This is a genomic window from Marinobacter flavimaris (assembly GCF_045057155.1).
Classification (GTDB): Bacteria; Pseudomonadota; Gammaproteobacteria; order Pseudomonadales; family Oleiphilaceae; genus Marinobacter; species Marinobacter manganoxydans.
Genome location: NZ_CP171359.1, coordinates 1,413,450 through 1,431,106 on the forward strand (window position 1 = coordinate 1,413,450; position 17,657 = coordinate 1,431,106).

Consider the following 17,657-nt stretch of genomic DNA (forward strand, 5'->3'; position numbering starts at 1 on the left):
ATGAGAAAATACTGCGCCTTCAATTCGACCCATTCTGACCACAGGACACGCCCGTGCAGCCGGATATTTCCGTTAAGCACCTGAGCAAGGTATATGGCGACGGTTTTCAGGCTTTGAAAGACATTAACCTGGACATCCGCCGTGGCGAGATCTTCGCCCTCCTCGGCCCCAATGGCGCTGGCAAGACCACGCTCATCAGTATCATCTGCGGTATCGTCAATGCCTCCTCCGGACAGGTAACGGCCGCCGGTTACGATATTGTCAAAGACTACCGCAAGGCCCGCGAGACCATCGGCCTGGTGCCACAGGAACTCAACACCGATTCATTCGAAACTGTCTGGAATGCCGTTTCCTTCAGTCGTGGGCTATTCGGCAAGGCGCCGAAACCTGCGCACATCGAGAAAGTCCTGAAAGATCTTTCTCTCTGGGACAAGCGCAACAACCGGATCATGTCTCTCTCCGGTGGCATGAAGCGCCGCCTGATGATTGCCAAGGCGCTCTCCCATGAGCCCCAGATACTGTTCCTGGATGAGCCCACGGCGGGCGTCGACGTTGAACTGCGGCGGGACATGTGGGAAATGGTGCGCAAACTTCGGGAACATGGCGTGACCATCATCCTCACCACCCACTACATCGAAGAAGCCGAGGAAATGGCGGATCGCATCGGTGTCATTCGCGGTGGCGAGATCATTCTGGTCGAGGACAAGGCCCAGTTGATGACCAAGCTGGGCAAGAAAGAGTTGCGACTGCAGCTGCAGCACAAACTGGACAAGGTGCCCGGTGAACTGACTCTGGAGCCGATAGAGCTGTCAGAGGATGGTTACGAGCTGATATACACCTTCGACTCCCAGCGAGAGCAGGCAGGGGTAACCCGATTGCTCCGCACGCTTGGCGATCTCGGTATCGAATACCGAGACCTTCAAACCCGGGAAAGCTCCCTTGAAGAGATTTTTGTCGGCCTGGTGCACGAGTAAAACTGCCGGCTATTCTGGAGAAATGCATGAACCTGTACGGTATCCGCGCAATCTACAATTTTGAAATGGCCCGCATGAAGCGCACTGTGATGCAAAGTGTGCTCTCGCCGGTTATATCCACCTGCCTGTATTTCGTGGTGTTTGGCTCAGCGATTGGCTCGCGGATGGGCGACATCGACAACATCGCCTACGGCGCTTACATCATCCCCGGCCTGGTGATGTTGTCGCTGCTGATGCAAAGTATTTCGAACGCCTCCTTCGGCATCTACATGCCCAAGTTCTCGGGCACGATTTATGAAGTGCTCTCTGCCCCGGTCTCCTATGTGGAAGTGGTGCTGGGCTATGTCGGTGCTGCTGCCACCAAGTCCATCATTCTTGGGCTTATCATCCTGGCGACCGCCAAGTTCTTCGTGGACTACGACGTACTGCACCCCTTCTGGATGCTCTCCTTCCTGGTGCTTACCTCGGTGACCTTCAGCCTGTTCGGTTTCATTATCGGCATCTGGGCCGACGGATTCGAAAAACTGCAGATCGTGCCGATGATGATTGTCACACCGCTGGTTTTCCTTGGCGGTACCTTCTATTCAATCGACATGCTGCCAGAGGTCTGGCAGACCGTGAGCCTGTTCAATCCGGTGGTTTACCTGATCAGCGGTTTCCGTTGGGCGTTTTACGGCGTGTCTGACGTTCATATTGCCATCAGTGTGGGAATGACCCTCGTATTCCTCACGGCCTGCATGGTCGGCATCTGGTGGATTTTCAAGACCGGCTACCGGTTGCGCTCGTGACCTGCGCATCAAGCCCGGTTCGGGGGGCGGAAGTCTGGGCCCTCCTTGCAGCCAGCTTATTGCTCTACGGCTGCTCCTCGGGCATTGCAGCACCTCAGGACGGCCTGCCGGTTGTCGAGGCCTGCTTTGTGTCTGCGTCGGGCGTGGTGCCAGTGCAACTCGAGATTGCCAGCACTTCCGAGCAACGCCAGAAAGGACTGATGGGCCGTACGTCCATGGCTCCCGATGCCGGGATGCTGTTTAAATACCACGAGCCGAGATCAGCCAGCCACGGATTCTGGATGTACAAGACCCTGATTCCCCTCGACATCGCCTACCTGAACGAGGATGGCAAGATTGGCAGCATTCGCAAGATGGTGCCCTGCCCCTCGGCCAGCGGCTCCGGTTGCCCCACCTACCCGGCCGGTGTGCCATTCATCGAGGCCGTGGAGATGAACGCCGGCTTTTTCCTGGAACATGGAATCGGAACGGGCGACCGGCTTGCCATCGGAAAGGACAATTGCCCGGCAAATTAGGCCGGGCAATGTCTCAGCAACCGGTTCAGCTGTCCTGCCACTCTGGCTTGCGCTTCTCCAGAAATGCGCAGATACCTTCCTGGGCGTCGTTCGCCATCATGTTGTCTGCCATCACCTCTGAGGTGTACTCATAAGCGTCCTCCAGCGGCATTTCCAGTTGCCGGTAGAAGGCTTCCTTACCAATCTTCAGAGTATGACCAGACTTGTCGGCAATGGTACGCGCCAGCTTGTAAACCATTTCGTCCAGGTGCTGCTCATCAACAATCTGATTGACCAGTCCGATGCGTTCAGCTTTCACGGCACCAATCATCTCACCGGTCAGCAGCATTTCCATCGCGTGCTTGCGTGACACATTCCGGGACAGCGCCACCATCGGCGTGGAACAGAATAGCCCGATATTCACGCCAGGCGTCGCAAACCGGGCGGTATCGGCCGCCACGGCCAGGTCGCAGCTGGCCACCAGCTGGCAGCCGGCGGCGGTCGCAACACCCGCAACCCGCGCAATGACTGGCCGGGGCAGGTTCACGATCTGCTGCATCACCTTGCTACACTGGTTAAACAGGGCCAGCTGGAATTCATGGCTATCAAACTGCTCACGCACTTCCCGGAGGTCATGGCCGGCACAAAACACGCTGCCATGAGCCGCAAGGACGACAACCCGCGTTTCCGAATCGGAGGCGATGATCGCCAGCTCTTCAGACAAGGCCTCAAGCATCGCCATGGAAAGGCTGTTTTTCTTCTCCGGCTGGTTCAGTGTAAGCGTGGTAATGCCATTTTCGCTGTACTTGTGCACCAGCTCTTGTGTTTGTTCAGTCATGTGGACACTCCATTTGAATCGTTGCTGCACCGGGCATTCTGGAATCTTATCCAGAGTATTGCTGACTGCGTCTATACTGTCGAAGCGACTTTTGTAGGATGCTCAGTTTTCAATGCGTTGCGGTTGTTATAGACCTCTGCTGCCCATAGGGTGTTGTAAGAGGCCAAAACTGCAGAGAGGAATAACACATGTCAAAATCGATGATCCTCAAAGCGATCTTCGCCATCGCGGTTATCGGCGGAGCAGTCTTCATAATCGTAAAAGACGAGCCAGCAACACCAACCGGCGACATCAACAGCATCCAGCCGCTGCCGGAACAGGACAACCCATAAATTAACCGAACCACCACACCGGAACAGGCGAAGCCACGTTGCAGACGACCAGAATCAAAGGACTGACCATCGCGGCTCTGGGCGTGCTGTTTATAGTGCCCGATGCGTTGCTGGTGAAAATCACCTCCGTGGATCCTGTGGTCTTTCTGTTCTGGCGCGGCCTGTTACTGGCGATCAGTTTTTTTGTGATCAGCTGGGCGCGATACCGTTCCCGGCTGGTGCCTGAAATTCGAAAATGCGGCCGTAAAGGCCTGTTCTGTGCCGGTGCCTTTGCCATCAGTACCCTCGGGTTCGTGGTTGGCATGAAGAACACAGCCGCCGGCAATGTGCTGGTCATCCTGAACACCGCGCCGGTCATCGCGGCCGTGATTGCCTGGGCGGTATGGAAAGAAACGCTGCCTCTTCGCACCTGGGTAGTTATTCTGGTGTGCGTCACCGGCGCCACCTTCATGGCCGTGGGAGAATTCGGCAAGGGCGACCCTCTGGGTCTGTTGATGGCCGTGGTTGCCGCCACTGCCCTGGCCTCCAACCTCAACGTAGCGCGCTCCAAACCCGACAGCGATATGAGCGTGATGCTTATGTTCGGCGCGCTGGTGTTGGCAGGTGTTGCGGCATTGCTTGGTGGTGCGCAGATGCCCTCGGCCCGTGATTTCTTCTTTATCGCTCTGCTCTGTCTGGTGTTCCTGCCCACTGCGTGCATCCTGATCCAGATTGGCCCCCGCTATATTCCGGCGGCGGAAGTCAGCCTGATGCTGCTTCTGGAAACCGTGTTCGGGTCTTTCCTTGTTTGGCTATTCCTCGGCGAAGTACCGCCAAAGCTCAGCCTGGTAGGTGGTGTTATTGTATTCTCCGCCCTGGCGGTGCATGGCTGGACAGAAGTAAGCCGGTACCGAAAAGCGCGGGTGGCAGTTGATTAACCCGGTTCCCGCGCGCGAAGATACGCGCTGATCAAAAACAAGGAACCGCAATAATGACCACCGTACCCAAGCTCACCGATGCCCTGTTGACCCTCGAAAACCGTGTCGCCACGCTTACTCTGAACCGTCACGACCTGCGCAATGCGCTGACAGGCTCAAACCTGATCGACGACATCGTGACCACCGCGGAATGGGTGAACCAGTGCGACGATGTGTCGGTACTGGTGATCACCGGCGCGGGCTCTGCCTTCAGCGCCGGCGGCAACATCCGGGATATGGCCAACCGCAGCGGCGATTTCGCCGGAGACGTGGCCGAATGCGCCGACCGCTACCGCAAAGGCATCCAGCGCATTCCTCTGGCTCTCCAGAATGTGGAAGTGCCCATCATCGCCGCCGTGAACGGACCTGCCATTGGTGCCGGCTTTGATCTGGCCAACATGGCGGATATCCGCATTGCCTCGGAAAGTGCAAAGTTCGGCGAAACCTTCCTCAACCTCGGCATCATTCCGGGCGACGGCGGTGCCTGGTTCATGCAGCGCTTGATCGGCTACCAGCGCGCGTTCGAGCTTACGCTCACCGGCCGGGTGATCGATGCTACAGAGGCAAAGGAGCTGGGCATTGTGCTGGAGGTAGTACCGGTGGACGAACTGATGAACGCCGCAAACGCCATGGCAAGCCGCATGGCCAGCCAGCCGCCAAAAGCCACGCGGCTCACCAAACGCCTGATGAAAATGGCGCCGAGAATGGAACTGAAGGACTTTCTGGACGTGTGTGCCAACTTCCAGGGCATGTGCCATAACGAGCCGGAGCATCTGGAAGCGGTTAATGAAATGCTGGAGGCTATGTCCAAGAAATAGTGTGAAGGCCGCCTATCCGGCAGGAATCGCTGAAGAAGCCCCCCCCTATGTGTCAGCGTAGTTGTCGCCTGAATATTTCAGAGGACAACCATGCCCCATTATTCACCGGAACGTAAAGAAGCCATTCTCCAGAAGATGGCCCCACCTCACAGTCTGACTGTTGCCGAGTTGGCCAGCCAGGAAGGCATCAGTACCGCAACCTTGTACAATTGGCGTAAAGCCGCCAGAGGACGAGGTGCCGTTTTGCCATCGAATTCAGCTCATCCAGACAAGTGGAGTAGCGAAGAGAAGTTCCGCATTGTTCTGGAAACCGCCCCGATGACGGAGGCGGAAGTTAGTGAATATTGCCGTAGGAACGGCCTTTACCCGGAACAAATCGAAACCTGGAAAGCCGCCTGCATGGGAGCCAATGCCCTGTCGGATGAACAGGCCAAGCAGAATCGGCAAGCGGCCAGGGCTGAGAAAAAACGAGTCAAAAAACTCGAAGCCGAGTTGCGACGCAAGGAAAAAGCTCTGGCAGAAACGGCTGCACTGCTGACGCTGTCAAAAAAAGCCGAGGCGATCTGGGGCCCCAAAGACGAGGACGAATGACCAGCCTCCCGGATCGCCAGCAGGCGGTTACCCTGATCCAAGAGGCTCAGGGTAACGGAGCCCGGCTGGTCAAGGCCTGCGCCTTGCTGAACCTGAGTATACGCACTTATCAGCGCTGGACGGCAGATAAGGCCGTCAGCGCCGATCAACGACCGGTGGTGCCCAGACCAGCACCCACCAATAAACTCTCGGAGGCGGAGCGTCAGGCCGTGGTCTCACTGTGCAACCAGAAGGAATATCGAAGCTGTCCGCCGGCCTTCATCGTTGCGGATCAACTGGATCAGGGTCGCTACCTGGCCTCGGAATCCACCTTCTATCGGGTTCTGCGGGAGAAGGATCAAGTACACCCCAGAGGTCGGCAAAAAGCGCCCCAGAGCAAGCGCAGGGCAACTACACACAAGGCCACAGAACCGAACCAGCTGTGGTCGTGGGATATCTCATGGCTGCCGGGGCCAGCAAAAGGCACCTGGTTCTACCTGTATCTGATGCTGGACGTATACAGCCGCAAGATCGTCGGTCACGAGGTCTATCACAGTGAGACCGGCGAGCTTGCCAGCGAGTTCATCGAGAAGGCCTACTGGCGTGAACACCTGGCGACGAAGGACAAGCCTCTAGTGCTGCACTCCGACAATGGCAGCCCCATGAAGGCCTCGACCTTCTTGGAGAAACTGTACGATCTGGGTATTACGCCCTCGAACAGTCGCCCCCGGGTCAGTAACGACAATGCCTACTCGGAGTCGTTGTTCAAAACCCTGAAGTTCCGCCCGGGGTTCCCGGTAAACGGCTTCAGAACGATCGAGGAGGCCCGCAAATGGGTACTGGCGTTCGTGCGCTGGTACAACACCGAGCACCGACACAGCGCCTTGAACTACGTAACACCTCAGCAACGCCATACGGGCGAAGCTGATCAGATCCTGGCCCAGCGAAAACAGATTATCGAAGCGGCGAAAGCCGAGAACCCGCGTCGCTGGTCTGGTGATATCCGAAACTTCAGCTTGCCGGAATCAGTCACTCTGAACCCGGAAAAGGCGGCCAATTGTTAAAGAGCTGATGACTTAAACGCGACATCTACGTTGACAGACTCCGCCCCTGACCGGGTGATGGCGTGCAGACAACCATCCTGGCCTGCCCAACAGGCGTGACAATCAGCCGTTTGGCTTTCTCGACCGGATCGTTCACGTAATCTGCGATTTGCTTACCAATAGCTTCAACTTCGGCCATGGCGTTCTGTCTCCTTGTAAGGAAAACATTGAGGTAATGCTTACGCCGGGAGTGGGAACGTCGATCACCTATTCAGAGCCGCGAAATGGCAAAAGTGTCTAAAGAAACTGGTGAATACCTGAGTTGTCACATGATCTATTTCGGTGCCCCATCTAAAGACAAGCCTTTAGGTATTTATGCTGGAGCACGGTGATGGTTAGCGAGGTTTTTCAGGCGGGAAGTTACACTTCCAAAAAAAACGACAAGGGCGGGCACGACAAGACTAAGGAATCTTGGCTCGACCGCCTTTCGCGACCCACTCAGGTTCAGGAAGTCACAAAGGGCGAAAATCGACGCCTTGCCCGCCGCTACCGCTTATCCCTGGGAGAAACTCAACAGTGAATCTCATCTGCTACCTTGGAGTTCTGTCAACAACTGTATCCGACATTACCAATTTCTAGGGCTTAATTTTAAAAAAGCTATCGTCTAAGCCGTACTTAAGCTTGATGCGTCTCCAGAAGTCTGGCTCTACTTGTCTAGCGAATGCTACGGTTCCGATAAGCTTCTCTATTTGATCATTGTCTAGGTGTCCATTCTTGTAATGATATATCAAAGATCTAATCTCACGTTTTTTAGTTCTACCTAGAGACACATTTCCGTCGTTTGTTAGGACCAAACCGGTTACATGTCGGTTGTGTTTCTTCGATGAGAAAACGGTTTTTTCGTTATTGACTTCTAAGTCTGGAGAAGGTGTTGTAATCAAAATCTCCCTTACAAGGTCAGGGAACCCGAATAATTCACCCTTTTTTGCGGTAGAAAACGTCAAATCGTCAGCATAGCGTGTATAAGTGACGTTTAACCGTTCGCATTCTTTAGACATCGCACTATCGAATTCAAACATAATACAGTTTGATATAAAAGGAGAACTTGGAGCACCAATACTAAGTCGATATCCTAAGTTTTCATTCACAGATCTGAAGAATAGATTAGTAAAGAAATTAAGGTCTGTGCTGTCAACTTCGCCAACATTCTTCTCTAAGACACTTATAAAATCTTCAGGCCTTATCGAAGGAAAAAAATTACGAAAATCCATTTTCAGGATATAGGGGTTCGATTTATGCCTATCGGCATTGTCAACTATAGAGCGTCCCTCCCTGTATGCCATAGCACTGTCATGAATAGGAAGTACCGGCTTCAGGACTTCTAAAGCTTCTCTCTGTAATTTCTTTACAGGAGCTGCTGGCTGCGCAATCTCTCTTAAACCCTTCCCGTTCCGTTTCCGAATATAATAAACTTTGTAACGCCTCGGGCAGGTTTTGGCGTAACGAGATAACTCTCCAGATGGAATGCTAATATTCTTGGACACTTCATTTATAAATGACATATTAGACACCCTCTGGCGTAGTATTCATTTCAATGATTCTATGCCGTCTTTTTTCCGATTCTTCACGCGAGTAAAAAATAGAAGACTCAAGAAACATGCTATTGTCATCAAACCTATCGGACAAATCTTTAGATTTATACTTAATTTTTTTAAAAGACTTCACGCAAACATAAAATGTATCTCGCCCTAAATTTTCTTCCTTTACATATTCAGAAATACTTAACAAATAAATAAAGTTGTTTATTCTGACATTATCGATTTCTATTCCATGAAAACTTAACAGCTTTCGAATTTCCCCAATCCTAAGTGCCCGGTATATCCTTATTACCTCGTAAATTAAAAAGCAAATATGACCAGGGTCATCCTTGTCAAATTTAATAGTTGCATCAATCTTAGACAGTGCAGAGTTCACATCCTCAAATATGAAACCCAAATCGTCTTTGCTAATTCCGGCTGGATTGTGGAGTTCCCAAGGATATACGCAAACGCTATCTTTGTTGGCTCTCCTGAGCGTGGCTAGGGGGCCAAGCTTGATAAAAGAATCGTTGTTGTGATGCTTTTGATTTACGACAACCAAAAGCTTTTTGCGAAGCATTTCATTCGCTGAAAAAAGGCCCAACTCAACTATAGAGCCAGCACTCTCAAGAAAAATTACCAGTAATGACGCAATGTGTGCTAAATCGTTTTCAAAAGCTGCAAGATCTTTATATTGACCTGTTTCATGGTAATCCTTGAAGGTCTCAGCTCTAATGCAGGAGTCATGATAGGTTGGATAGCCATGCTCATCGAACGATTCAAAAAACCGCTCGCGTAACGATAGGGTGTCCATTTGCTTTACATCGACTTCACCACCGCAGATAAACAGGATGTGAGGGTCTAGGTTAAGCCTAGAGCTCTCTAGTTCGACTTTCTTGAATTGCTCAAACGGATGGTGGCCAGAAGACACGGCTGTCATTTCTTTTTATATAGCCTTTACCTTAAAGGGGCGCTGGAGACGACTCAGGCTCCGCATGGAGACTGAGGCGGCTCCAGCGCACCTAAGTGCCAACAATAATTTGGGGTCCGGATATACACCAGACACAACTCGACAAATCAACAAATCGAGCATTCGCGTAAAGGAATTTAGAGGGTATTCTTTTTTTTCAGTAGGAGCAAATCGCTGGAGGGCGTTTTCTCAAAACGTCTACATGAAAAGGTGGCGACTCCGGAAGACATGATCGAACCACTTAGCAGTGAAATTGATGGTGCTCCGGGCCGGAATCGAACCGGCACGACCTAACGGTCGAGAGATTTTAAGTCTCTTGTGTCTACCAATTTCACCACCGGAGCATTCGGGGGAGGTTTTGACGGGCAGAATTGTATAAGTCTGCGTGGGGTAACGCAATTCGGATTCTGCCCTCGCCTTCAAGCTGCTGGGCTGGCTACTGTGGGCTTGGTTGCCCTGCCCTTGTAGATGTATCCGGCGATTTTGGGCGCCTTGGGGATGTAGAGATTTTCCAGTTCCTGGATTTCGAAGCCGGCGTGTCGGATCAGGTCGGCGATGTGGCGATTCAGGTGGCAGCCGCCGGCCAGCTTTTTCCAGCCTGGGGTGATGCGGTGTTGCCACTTGCGGGTGCCATCGTGGGGGGATTCGCCATGTTCCAGGAACAGGAGTTCGCCGCCCGGTTTCAGTACCCGCCACATTTGCTTTAGCGCGGCCTGCCAGTCGGGGATGGTGCACAGGGTGAAGGTGAGCAGTACGGTGTCGACAGAGTGGTCTTCCAGTGGGATTTTCTCTCCGGGCAGGTCCAGCCACTCTACCTTGATGGGGGATCGTGCGAGGTTCGGCTGGGCCTTGCGGCGCATGCCTTCTGAGGGCTCCAGGCCGTACACCATGTCTACGTGTTCGGCATTGTAGAATTCCATGTTGATGGCCGAGCCCATGCCCACTTCCAGAACCACCCCTTTGGCGTGGGGAACTACCTGGCTGCGAAGTTTCATCACCTGGCCCATTGAGCAAGCCCGGTCTATGATGTGAGGCAGTATTCTGTCTTCGTAAAAGCTCATCGGCATCACCATAATTGTTTTAAATCAAGGGTGCGACAATCGGCCCTATCGAAACTGCTAGCTTATTTAGTAGCATAGTAACCATCTGCCGGTAATAACAATATAACAATCAGAGCTAAGGCAGCGGCTGAACGGGTTCGCTGGGCCCGTTTGTTATGATGTGATCGTTACCGGAGGGTTCCCATGGAACTTGATCCTCTCATCCTATCGCGAATCCAGTTCGCGTTCGTGGTGTCATTTCACGCCATTTTTCCGGTGTTTACCATCGGCCTCGCTTCCTACATCGCGGTACTCGAAGGCCTTGCCTTCAAAACCGAGAATCCTGTGTGGGTGAAGCTCTCTGCCTTCTGGACCAAGGTGTTTGCCGTGGTGTTTGGTATGGGGGTGGTGTCGGGCATCGTGATGTCGTTCCAGTTCGGAACCAACTGGAGCAATTTCGCGCAGGCCTCGGCCAACTTCCTTGGCCCTATCCTGAGTTATGAGGTGGTTACGGCGTTCTTCCTGGAGGCGGCGTTCCTCGGGGTGCTGCTCTTCGGCCGGGATAAGGTGCCGGCTGGCGTTCACCTGTTTGCCGCCATCATGGTTGCGACGGGTACCTTTATTTCCTCCTTCTGGATTCTCTCGGCCAACAGCTGGATGCAGACTCCCGCGGGCACCGAACTCCGTGATGGCGTGTTCTATGTGACTTCCTGGAGCGAGGCGATCTTTAACCCGTCCTTCCCTTACCGCTTTGGCCATATGGCGCTGGCGTCCTTCCTGACCGGCGGCTTCGTGGTGGCCGGCGTGAGCGCCTGGTATCTCCTGCGGGGTCGCGAGGTGGAGGCCAATAAGAAAGCGCTGTCCATGTGCCTGTGGCTTTTGCTGTTCATTGCTCCTGCTCAGGCGGTGCTGGGTGATTTCCACGGTCTGAACACCCTGGAGCACCAGCCCACCAAGGTTGCGGCCATGGAAGGTAACTGGGAAACCTCCCGCAATGTGCCGTTGCTGCTGTTCGCCATTCCCGATCAGGAAAACCAGCGGAACCTGTACGAGATCGGTATTCCCAGCCTGGCCAGCTTCATCCTGACCCATGAATGGGACGGAGAGGTGCCGGGTGTGAGCGCAGTGCCGGTTGAAGAGCAGCCTCCGGTGGCGATTGTGTTCTGGTCCTTCCGGATCATGGTAGGTATTGGCCTGCTGATGATCGCCTTCGCGGTAACCGGCCTGGTTCTGCGTGCCGGCGGCAGGTACTGGCGCACCAACTGGTTCCTGCAGGGGATGCGTTTTATGAGCATTGCGCCCTTCTTTGCGGTACTCACCGGCTGGTTCGTAACCGAAGTGGGCCGCGCGCCCTGGCTGGTGTATGGCCAGATGACCCAGGCCGAGGCCCTGACCCCGTCGCTGACCGGCGGCATGGCGCTGTTCACGCTCATCGGCTATATCGTTGTGTACGCTCTGGTGTTTTCTGCCGGTGTCTACTACCTCATGCGTGTGTTGTATGTCGGTCTTGAAGACCGTGATGAGGACGAACACGAGGCAGATCGACCCAAGCGTCCGTTCTCCGCTGCACACGTGCCTTTCGAAATTGACCACAATTCTGGCGATACTGTTGGTACTGCCAAGCCCGTCAACCAGGGAGGTCACTGATTATGGAACTGTTTGATCTGCCTCTTATCTGGGCATTCATTATCGGCTTCGGCATCATCATGTATGTGTTGATGGACGGGTTCGACCTGGGCGTGGGCATTCTCTTCCCCTTTGCTCCGAACGAGGAAGCCCGCGACACCATGATGAATTCGGTGGCCCCGGTGTGGGACGGCAATGAAACCTGGCTGGTGCTCGGTGGCGCCGGTCTTCTGGCCGCCTTCCCCATGGTGTATTCCATCTTCCTGCCGGCACTCTATATCGGTGTATTCCTGCTATTGGCCGGGCTAATTTTCCGGGGCGTGGCCTTTGAGTTCCGGTTCAAGGCCCGTACGTCACGTTATCTCTGGAACTGGGCGTTTGCCGGCGGCTCCACAGTTGCATCCTTTGCCCAGGGCGCCGTGGTCGGGGCCTATATCCAGGGCTTTGAAACCGCCAATGGCGTCTATGTTGGCGGCGCGCTGGACTGGCTGACGCCGTTCACCGTGCTCACGGGTCTGGGTATGCTGGCCGGCTATGCCCTGCTGGGTTCCACCTGGCTGATCATGAAAACCGAGGGGAATCTGCAGCAGTGGGCCTACAAGATCACCCTGCCCTTGCTCCTCGCGGTGTTGGTGGTCTTTGGCATCATCGGCGTCTGGACGCCCTTCGTGGATGAAATGGTGCGTGAGCGCTGGTTCTCCAACCTGAGCATTATCTGGGTCCTGCCGGTTCTGACACTGCTTTGTGCTATCCAGATTTACCGTTCGGTTCGTGATCGCAAAGACGGCATGCCGTTCGTGGCTACCATGGGCCTGTTCATCACCACCTATCTGGGCCTGGTGGTCAGCCGCTGGCCCTATGTGGTCCCGCCGGAATACACGCTCTGGGAGGCAGCCTCCGCCTATGAATCCCAGCTGTTCCTCCTGTTGGGTCTGCTGTTCGTGATTCCGATTGTGCTGGTCTACACCGCCTGGACCTATTGGGTCTTCCGCGGCAAGGTACGCGCCGGCGAGGGATATCACTAAGTGGCGGAGCCATCGGCCAATGGGGGCGGAGAGAATACCTCCGCCGCCGATCAGAAAGCCGTCAAAGGATGGCTTGCGGATCTGGCCCGTGGCAGTCGCCTGTGGATCCGAAGTACCGTGGCTGCCGGCACCGTTGCCGGCATTGCCACCATTATTCAGATGGTTTTGCTTGCCCGGATTATCCACCTGGGCATCATTGACGAGGTTCCGGTTGCGGACCTCACTCCTCTTTTTATGGGTCTGATTATCGCCCTCGTTGTGCGCGCACTTGGCCAGGGCTACCAGACCCGCTTCGCCGCTCGATGCAGCGAACAGGTTCGCCGTGACGCCCGCCGGCAACTCCACAAGCACTGGCAGGTCACCGGCCCTGTTGAACTGGGCCAGTCTTCGGCTGGCGCGCTTGCCCGCGAATGGATAGATCACGTGGAAGCTCTGCATGGCTACTTCGCCCGTTTTCTACCGCAGATGACCCTGTCGATGATTGTGCCACTGCTGATCCTCGCCCTGGTGTTCTGGCTGGATTGGCTGGCCGGCATCTTCCTGCTGCTGTCTGCACCGCTGATTCCCCTGTTCATGGCGCTGGTGGGTATGGGTGCGGAGAAACTGAACCAGCAGCATTTTGAAACCATCAGCCGACTATCCGGCCAGTTCCTGGACAAGGTACGCGGCCTGACTACGCTGCAGCTCTTCGGGCAGACCGAGGGGGCAGCCGAGCTGATTCGCAAGCGCTCGGATCATTACCGACGCATCACCATGAAAACGCTCCGGGTCGCGTTTCTGTCTTCGGCGGTTCTGGAGTTTTTTGCGTCGGTGGCCATCGCCGTTATCGCCATCTACATCGGGTTTGGTCTGCTGGGCTACATCACCTACGGGCCTTCCGAAGATCTGACCCTGTTTTCCGGGCTGCTGATTCTTTTACTGGCCCCGGAGTTTTTCCAGCCGCTGCGTACCCTTTCCCAGCATTATCATGATCGTGCCGCAGCGATGGGTGCTGGTACCGAAATTCTTGAGCGGCTGGCATCCCCGGTGAACCTTCAGAGCGCGAGTGAAACCGTGTCTGTGGAGGGCGCGGAAGACTGGATCGAGCTGCGTTCCGTCAGCAAGAGCTTTCGGTCGGGTCAGAAGGTGTTGAGTGATCTCACGCTGACCATCCGCAAAGGCGAAGTGGTTGCCCTGACAGGCCCCTCCGGCGGCGGGAAGTCCACCCTGCTCCATCTCTTGGCAGGATTTCTGGCACCGGATACCGGTGATATCCACCTGTTCGGCCAGGCACCGGGCAGCTTCCGGTTTGGCTGGCTGGGCCAGAAAGGTTTTCTGGTTCAGGGCACCTGGGCTGACAATCTCAGACTGACCACTCCGGATGCCTCTGATATCGCCATCGAGACCGCCCTGCGCAATGTGGGCCTCGGGTCCCTGCTCGACAGTCGCCAGCAAAGTATTTACAGCCCGGTATCCGAGGAGGGCCAGGGGCTTTCCGGCGGCCAGGCAAGAAGGCTGAGTCTGGCGCGTATTTTCCTGGCCGATTACGACCTGATTCTGCTCGATGAACCCACTGCCGGCCTGGACAGCGACAGTGAAGTGTTTGTGCTGGAGGCTCTGCATAAACTGGCGGTGGCCGGCAAAACCCTGATTTTCTCCACCCACCACCAGGCCCTGCTGACTCTTGCCAATCGTGTATTGCTGGTCTCCGACGGGGAGGTGCGCGATGCGTGAACTGAAGCCCTGGCTGGACCTGATCTTCAAACGCCCGGGGCGCCTGGTTGTGGGCGGTTTCCTGATTTTGGCTACCCTGCTCTCCGGCATAGGTCTGTTGGCGGTATCCGGATGGTTTATTGCTGAAACTGCGCTGGTTGGCCTTCTGTTGGCGGCAGGCGTGGCGGCGACCATAAATCTTTACGTACCCGGCGGCGCGATCCGGTTTTTTGCCGTTTCCCGCACGGTGTTCCGGTATCTGGAGCGGGTCTACAACCACGATACCGTTCTGAGGTTGCTCACAGACATTCGTGTCGCTTTGTTCAAACGTTTGTCCCGCGCCAATCGCGTTCGCCGTGGCGAGCTGAGTGGCGCCCAGTGGCTATCCAGGCTCACCACCGATGTGGATGCCCTGGACACCCTCTACCTGCGCCTGATCGCACCCACCGCCCTTGCGGGCCTGGTTACTCTGCTGGTGATGGTTCTGGCTGCCGTGCTCTTTGATATCGGCACGGCATTGCTGGTGGGACTGTTGCTGGTCGTTGCCCTGGTAATCGCCACCGCAGGGGTTTATCTGAGAACCTGGCGCCTGGCGGCCCGGCAAAGCGACCGGCAGGAAGACCTTCGAACGGCGGTGATCGAGCACATCGAGGGTTTCCCCGAGCTGACCGCGGCCGGGCGCACCGGCAAACATGCGGCCTGGCTCATGCGCCAGGCCCATCAGGTAACTGCCGAGCAAGCCAGGGCCGATACCCGGGTAGGCTGGCATCTGGCTGGCTCCCATTTGTTCGTCAATCTTTCTGCCGTTCTGGCCCTTTGGGCAGGCTTTGCCCTGTTCCAGTCAGGTTCGGTGTCCGGTCCGGTGTTGGTGTTACTGCCCGTTGCCCTGCTCGGCCTGGCCGAGGTCTACGCCATGCTGCCGGATGCCTTTGACAAGCTCGGTGCTACCGTTGCGTCTGCGGCGCGGTTGAACCGGGATTGCCGGGAGGATGACCAGAACGCCGCGGCCAGCGCCTCAGAACTGCCGCCGCAGAAAGCCCTTCTGGCGGAAGATATTGCCGTAAAACATGAGGGTTACGCGCCTTTATTCACACACTTCAACCTTGGGATTGAGGATGGAGAGCACATCGGCATTCTCGGGCATTCGGGCAGCGGCAAATCCTCTCTGGCGGATGTGCTCGCCGGCCTGCTGCCCACCGCCCAGGGCAATCTGGCGAGGAGGGAGTGCGTTTACCTGACCCAGAAAACCGTGCTGTTTGAAGACACGTTGCGGGCCAACCTGTTACTGGGATCTCCGGAGGCTTCGGACACGGAACTCTGGAGCATGCTGGAGCAGATGGAACTGGCTGAGCGCTTCGCTACCGAACCGGACCAACTCGATACCTGGCTGGGCAGCGCCGGAAGCAGGCTCTCAGGTGGCGAGGCTCGACGAGTGGCGCTGGCACGGGTGTTACTGAACCCAGCTCCCCTGGTCATACTGGATGAGCCGTTCACTGGCCTGGATGCCGAGACCCGGTCGAGGATAGCAAAACGGATGGAATCGCTTCTGGAAGGGAAAACCGTGGTCAGTCTCGCCCACGGGTCGGATGCCCTTCCGGGCACCGACCGTGTGATCTACCTGAGTGGTTAGCGGGTTTCGAGAACCTCAAACGTCAGCCCCGCCTTGCTGGTAAGCCTGTCCATCAGCTTGCCATCCAGCAGAGAAGACGGTGTCCAGAACCCACCCGGCTGATCCGCCGGAATATCGAACGCCAGGCACATGCCCGCTTCGCCCAACATCTTGCCGGTGGAACCGTAGCCCGGATCCTGATCGCCGGTCACTTTGGTGATGATGGTCTTGCCGTCCTCGGTGCGACCAACAAAGCGCAGATCATAAAACCCCGCTTTCTGGGCTTCGGGGCTTGGGCCTTCGCCCGGCTGAGGGACAAACTTCTCCACCAGCCAGCGAGTCGGTTTGATCGCCGAGGCGGTAAAGAACGCCGCCAGGCCGCCGGTGATCGCATAAGCAGCCAGCCGGCCCTTGGTGCCACGACCGGTCATCATGGCTTCATCGTAGGTGAATTCCTTGCCGTACCGCGCGTTCTGCATGGCATTGGAGCGATGCACCACCCGTGTATTGATGGCACCCATCACGAAGGGAGCAAGCCAGGCGTTGAACGTCTTATCAAACTCGGCGCCCTTGAGGCTGGGCTGCCGGGTCTTGGAGCGATGTTCCGGCGGACAGATGGAAAACGGGTTGGCCAGCTCCTTGCGCAGCTTCGGATCCGCCGCCGCTTCCTTCGCCACATTCATCATGGAGGCAACCGTACCGCCGGAGAACTCGCCCTTGGCGGTCTTGACCCGCATGCGGACATCCTGGCACGGCATTCCGAACGTCTGCTCCGCCTGATTCTGCAGGAACCAGACGCCCATGTCAGAAGGAATCGAGTCGAAACCGCAACAGTGGACAATTCGCGCTCCGGAGGTTTTCGCCTCCGCCTCGTAACGCTCCACCATCTTGCGAATCCATTGAACTTCGCCGGTGAGATCGCAATAGTCCGTACCAGTCTGTACGCAAGCCTTGACCAGCGGCTCGCCGTAAAGCGCATAAGGGCCGACCGTGGATATAATCACGCGGGTCTGCTCACACATGGACTTGAGGGCTGCGTCGTCGGCGGCATCGGCAAGAATCACCGGCAGATCCCTGGCTTTGTCGCCAAGGCTGCTCTTCAGCGTGTTGAGCTTGCTCTCGGAGCGTCCGGCAATCGCCCATTTTACCGATTGGCCTACACCGTAGGTCTCGAGCAAGTAACGGGTAAGAATCTGGCCGACGAAGCTGGTGGCACCGAACACCACCAGATCATGGGCTGTTTCTGCGGATTTGGTCATTGCTCTTCCTTAGTAAACAGTGATGACAACAGAAATTGATAACGAA

The 17,657-nt window shown here is 55.7% G+C and carries 17 protein-coding genes and 1 tRNA gene; 11 read left to right on the forward strand and 7 right to left on the reverse strand.

The features are described from left to right. Positions 1-53 precede the first annotated feature (53 nt). From ACGK9W_RS06520 to ACGK9W_RS06530, 3 genes are read left to right on the forward strand one after another with little or no spacing between them, the layout of a single operon-like run. Positions 54-974 (forward strand): ABC transporter ATP-binding protein, encoded by a 921-nt coding sequence (locus ACGK9W_RS06520; RefSeq protein ID WP_008171591.1) that lies wholly within the window; start codon positions 54-56, stop codon positions 972-974. 26 nt (positions 975-1,000) lie between these two features. Then, positions 1,001-1,762 carry an ABC transporter permease gene (locus tag ACGK9W_RS06525; RefSeq protein ID WP_008171593.1) on the forward strand — a complete coding sequence of 254 codons (762 nt, stop codon included), beginning with the start codon at positions 1,001-1,003 and terminating at the stop codon, positions 1,760-1,762. Then, positions 1,726-2,277, forward strand: coding sequence for a DUF192 domain-containing protein (locus ACGK9W_RS06530; protein WP_405419799.1), 552 nt, complete (start codon positions 1,726-1,728; stop codon positions 2,275-2,277). The genes ACGK9W_RS06525 and ACGK9W_RS06530 overlap by 37 nt, the downstream gene beginning before the upstream one ends. Before the next feature lie 25 nt (positions 2,278-2,302). On the opposite strand, the gene ACGK9W_RS06535 is transcribed toward ACGK9W_RS06530, so the two are convergent. Beyond that, entirely contained in the window at positions 2,303-3,094 is a 792-nt protein-coding gene (locus ACGK9W_RS06535; RefSeq protein ID WP_405419802.1) for an enoyl-CoA hydratase, read from the reverse strand. Between the two features lie 188 nt (positions 3,095-3,282). Here ACGK9W_RS06535 and ACGK9W_RS06540 point away from each other — a divergent pair, with 188 nt between their 5' ends. From ACGK9W_RS06540 to ACGK9W_RS06555, 4 genes are all read left to right on the forward strand, one after another. Next, positions 3,283-3,426, forward strand: a complete 144-nt coding sequence (locus tag ACGK9W_RS06540; protein ID WP_167450411.1) for a hypothetical protein — start codon at positions 3,283-3,285, stop codon at positions 3,424-3,426. Positions 3,427-3,464: 38 nt separating this feature from the next. Next, positions 3,465-4,343: a DMT family transporter gene (locus tag ACGK9W_RS06545; RefSeq protein WP_053115334.1), complete on the forward strand. Its 879-nt coding sequence runs from the start codon at positions 3,465-3,467 to the stop codon at positions 4,341-4,343. A 53-nt stretch (positions 4,344-4,396) separates the two neighbouring features. Continuing rightward, positions 4,397-5,200 (forward strand): enoyl-CoA hydratase-related protein, encoded by an 804-nt coding sequence (locus ACGK9W_RS06550; RefSeq protein ID WP_405419804.1) that lies wholly within the window; start codon positions 4,397-4,399, stop codon positions 5,198-5,200. Positions 5,201-5,290: 90 nt separating this feature from the next. Then, positions 5,291-6,834, forward strand: a protein-coding gene (locus ACGK9W_RS06555; protein ID WP_085986444.1) for an IS3 family transposase whose coding sequence is annotated in 2 segments (ribosomal slippage) — positions 5,291-5,762 and positions 5,762-6,834 — 1,545 coding nt in all. Because the reading frame shifts where the segments join, the coding sequence is not laid out codon by codon here. 25 nt (positions 6,835-6,859) lie between these two features. On the opposite strand, the gene ACGK9W_RS06560 is transcribed toward ACGK9W_RS06555, so the two are convergent. From ACGK9W_RS06560 to ACGK9W_RS06580, 5 genes are all read right to left on the reverse strand, one after another. Then, positions 6,860-7,012, reverse strand: a complete 153-nt coding sequence (locus ACGK9W_RS06560) for a hypothetical protein (protein ID WP_405419807.1) — start codon at positions 7,010-7,012, stop codon at positions 6,860-6,862. 436 nt (positions 7,013-7,448) lie between these two features. Beyond that, the gene (locus ACGK9W_RS06565; protein WP_405419810.1) at positions 7,449-8,375 is read right to left on the reverse strand and encodes a retron St85 family RNA-directed DNA polymerase; all 927 of its coding nucleotides are present in this window, start codon (positions 8,373-8,375) and stop codon (positions 7,449-7,451) included. A gap of 1 nt (position 8,376) precedes the next feature. Then, positions 8,377-9,321, reverse strand: coding sequence for a retron St85 family effector protein (locus ACGK9W_RS06570; RefSeq protein ID WP_405419813.1), 945 nt, complete (start codon positions 9,319-9,321; stop codon positions 8,377-8,379). A gap of 296 nt (positions 9,322-9,617) precedes the next feature. Further along, positions 9,618-9,704 (reverse strand) — tRNA-Leu (locus ACGK9W_RS06575). Positions 9,705-9,779: 75 nt separating this feature from the next. Beyond that, entirely contained in the window at positions 9,780-10,421 is a 642-nt protein-coding gene (locus ACGK9W_RS06580; protein ID WP_405419815.1) for a class I SAM-dependent methyltransferase, read from the reverse strand. A gap of 183 nt (positions 10,422-10,604) precedes the next feature. Between ACGK9W_RS06580 and ACGK9W_RS06585 the strand changes: the two genes are divergently transcribed. From ACGK9W_RS06585 to cydC, 4 genes are read left to right on the forward strand one after another with little or no spacing between them, the layout of a single operon-like run. After that, the gene (locus ACGK9W_RS06585; RefSeq protein ID WP_405419818.1) at positions 10,605-12,047 is read left to right on the forward strand and encodes a cytochrome ubiquinol oxidase subunit I; all 1,443 of its coding nucleotides are present in this window, start codon (positions 10,605-10,607) and stop codon (positions 12,045-12,047) included. A gap of 2 nt (positions 12,048-12,049) precedes the next feature. Then, positions 12,050-13,051 carry a cytochrome d ubiquinol oxidase subunit II gene (gene cydB / locus ACGK9W_RS06590; RefSeq protein WP_069183608.1) on the forward strand — a complete coding sequence of 334 codons (1,002 nt, stop codon included), beginning with the start codon at positions 12,050-12,052 and terminating at the stop codon, positions 13,049-13,051. Then, positions 13,052-14,764: a thiol reductant ABC exporter subunit CydD gene (gene cydD, locus ACGK9W_RS06595; RefSeq protein WP_273156804.1), complete on the forward strand. Its 1,713-nt coding sequence runs from the start codon at positions 13,052-13,054 to the stop codon at positions 14,762-14,764. Continuing rightward, positions 14,757-16,373 (forward strand): thiol reductant ABC exporter subunit CydC, encoded by a 1,617-nt coding sequence (gene cydC / locus ACGK9W_RS06600; protein WP_405419823.1) that lies wholly within the window; start codon positions 14,757-14,759, stop codon positions 16,371-16,373. The genes cydD and cydC overlap by 8 nt, the downstream gene beginning before the upstream one ends. On the opposite strand, the gene ACGK9W_RS06605 is transcribed toward cydC, so the two are convergent. Further along, positions 16,370-17,611, reverse strand: coding sequence for a trans-acting enoyl reductase family protein (locus tag ACGK9W_RS06605; RefSeq protein WP_014577127.1), 1,242 nt, complete (start codon positions 17,609-17,611; stop codon positions 16,370-16,372). The two genes, cydC and ACGK9W_RS06605, sit on opposite strands and share 4 nt — an antisense overlap. Positions 17,612-17,657: the final 46 nt, after the last annotated feature.

Bases quoted from the DNA above. Each gene is read 5' to 3' on its own strand.
- ACGK9W_RS06525 (WP_008171593.1), top strand. From the start codon at position 1,001: ATGAACCTGTACGGTATCCGCGCAATCTACAATTTTGAAATGGCCCGC.
- ACGK9W_RS06535 (WP_405419802.1), bottom strand. From the start codon at position 3,094: ATGACTGAACAAACACAAGAGCTGGTGCACAAGTACAGCGAAAATGGC.
- ACGK9W_RS06540 (WP_167450411.1), top strand. From the start codon at position 3,283: ATGTCAAAATCGATGATCCTCAAAGCGATCTTCGCCATCGCGGTTATC.
- ACGK9W_RS06550 (WP_405419804.1), top strand. From the start codon at position 4,397: ATGACCACCGTACCCAAGCTCACCGATGCCCTGTTGACCCTCGAAAAC.
- ACGK9W_RS06560 (WP_405419807.1), bottom strand. From the start codon at position 7,012: ATGGCCGAAGTTGAAGCTATTGGTAAGCAAATCGCAGATTACGTGAAC.
- ACGK9W_RS06565 (WP_405419810.1), bottom strand. From the start codon at position 8,375: ATGTCATTTATAAATGAAGTGTCCAAGAATATTAGCATTCCATCTGGA.
- ACGK9W_RS06580 (WP_405419815.1), bottom strand. From the start codon at position 10,421: ATGAGCTTTTACGAAGACAGAATACTGCCTCACATCATAGACCGGGCT.
- ACGK9W_RS06585 (WP_405419818.1), top strand. From the start codon at position 10,605: ATGGAACTTGATCCTCTCATCCTATCGCGAATCCAGTTCGCGTTCGTG.
- cydB (WP_069183608.1), top strand. From the start codon at position 12,050: ATGGAACTGTTTGATCTGCCTCTTATCTGGGCATTCATTATCGGCTTC.
- cydC (WP_405419823.1), top strand. From the start codon at position 14,757: ATGCGTGAACTGAAGCCCTGGCTGGACCTGATCTTCAAACGCCCGGGG.
- ACGK9W_RS06605 (WP_014577127.1), bottom strand. From the start codon at position 17,611: ATGACCAAATCCGCAGAAACAGCCCATGATCTGGTGGTGTTCGGTGCC.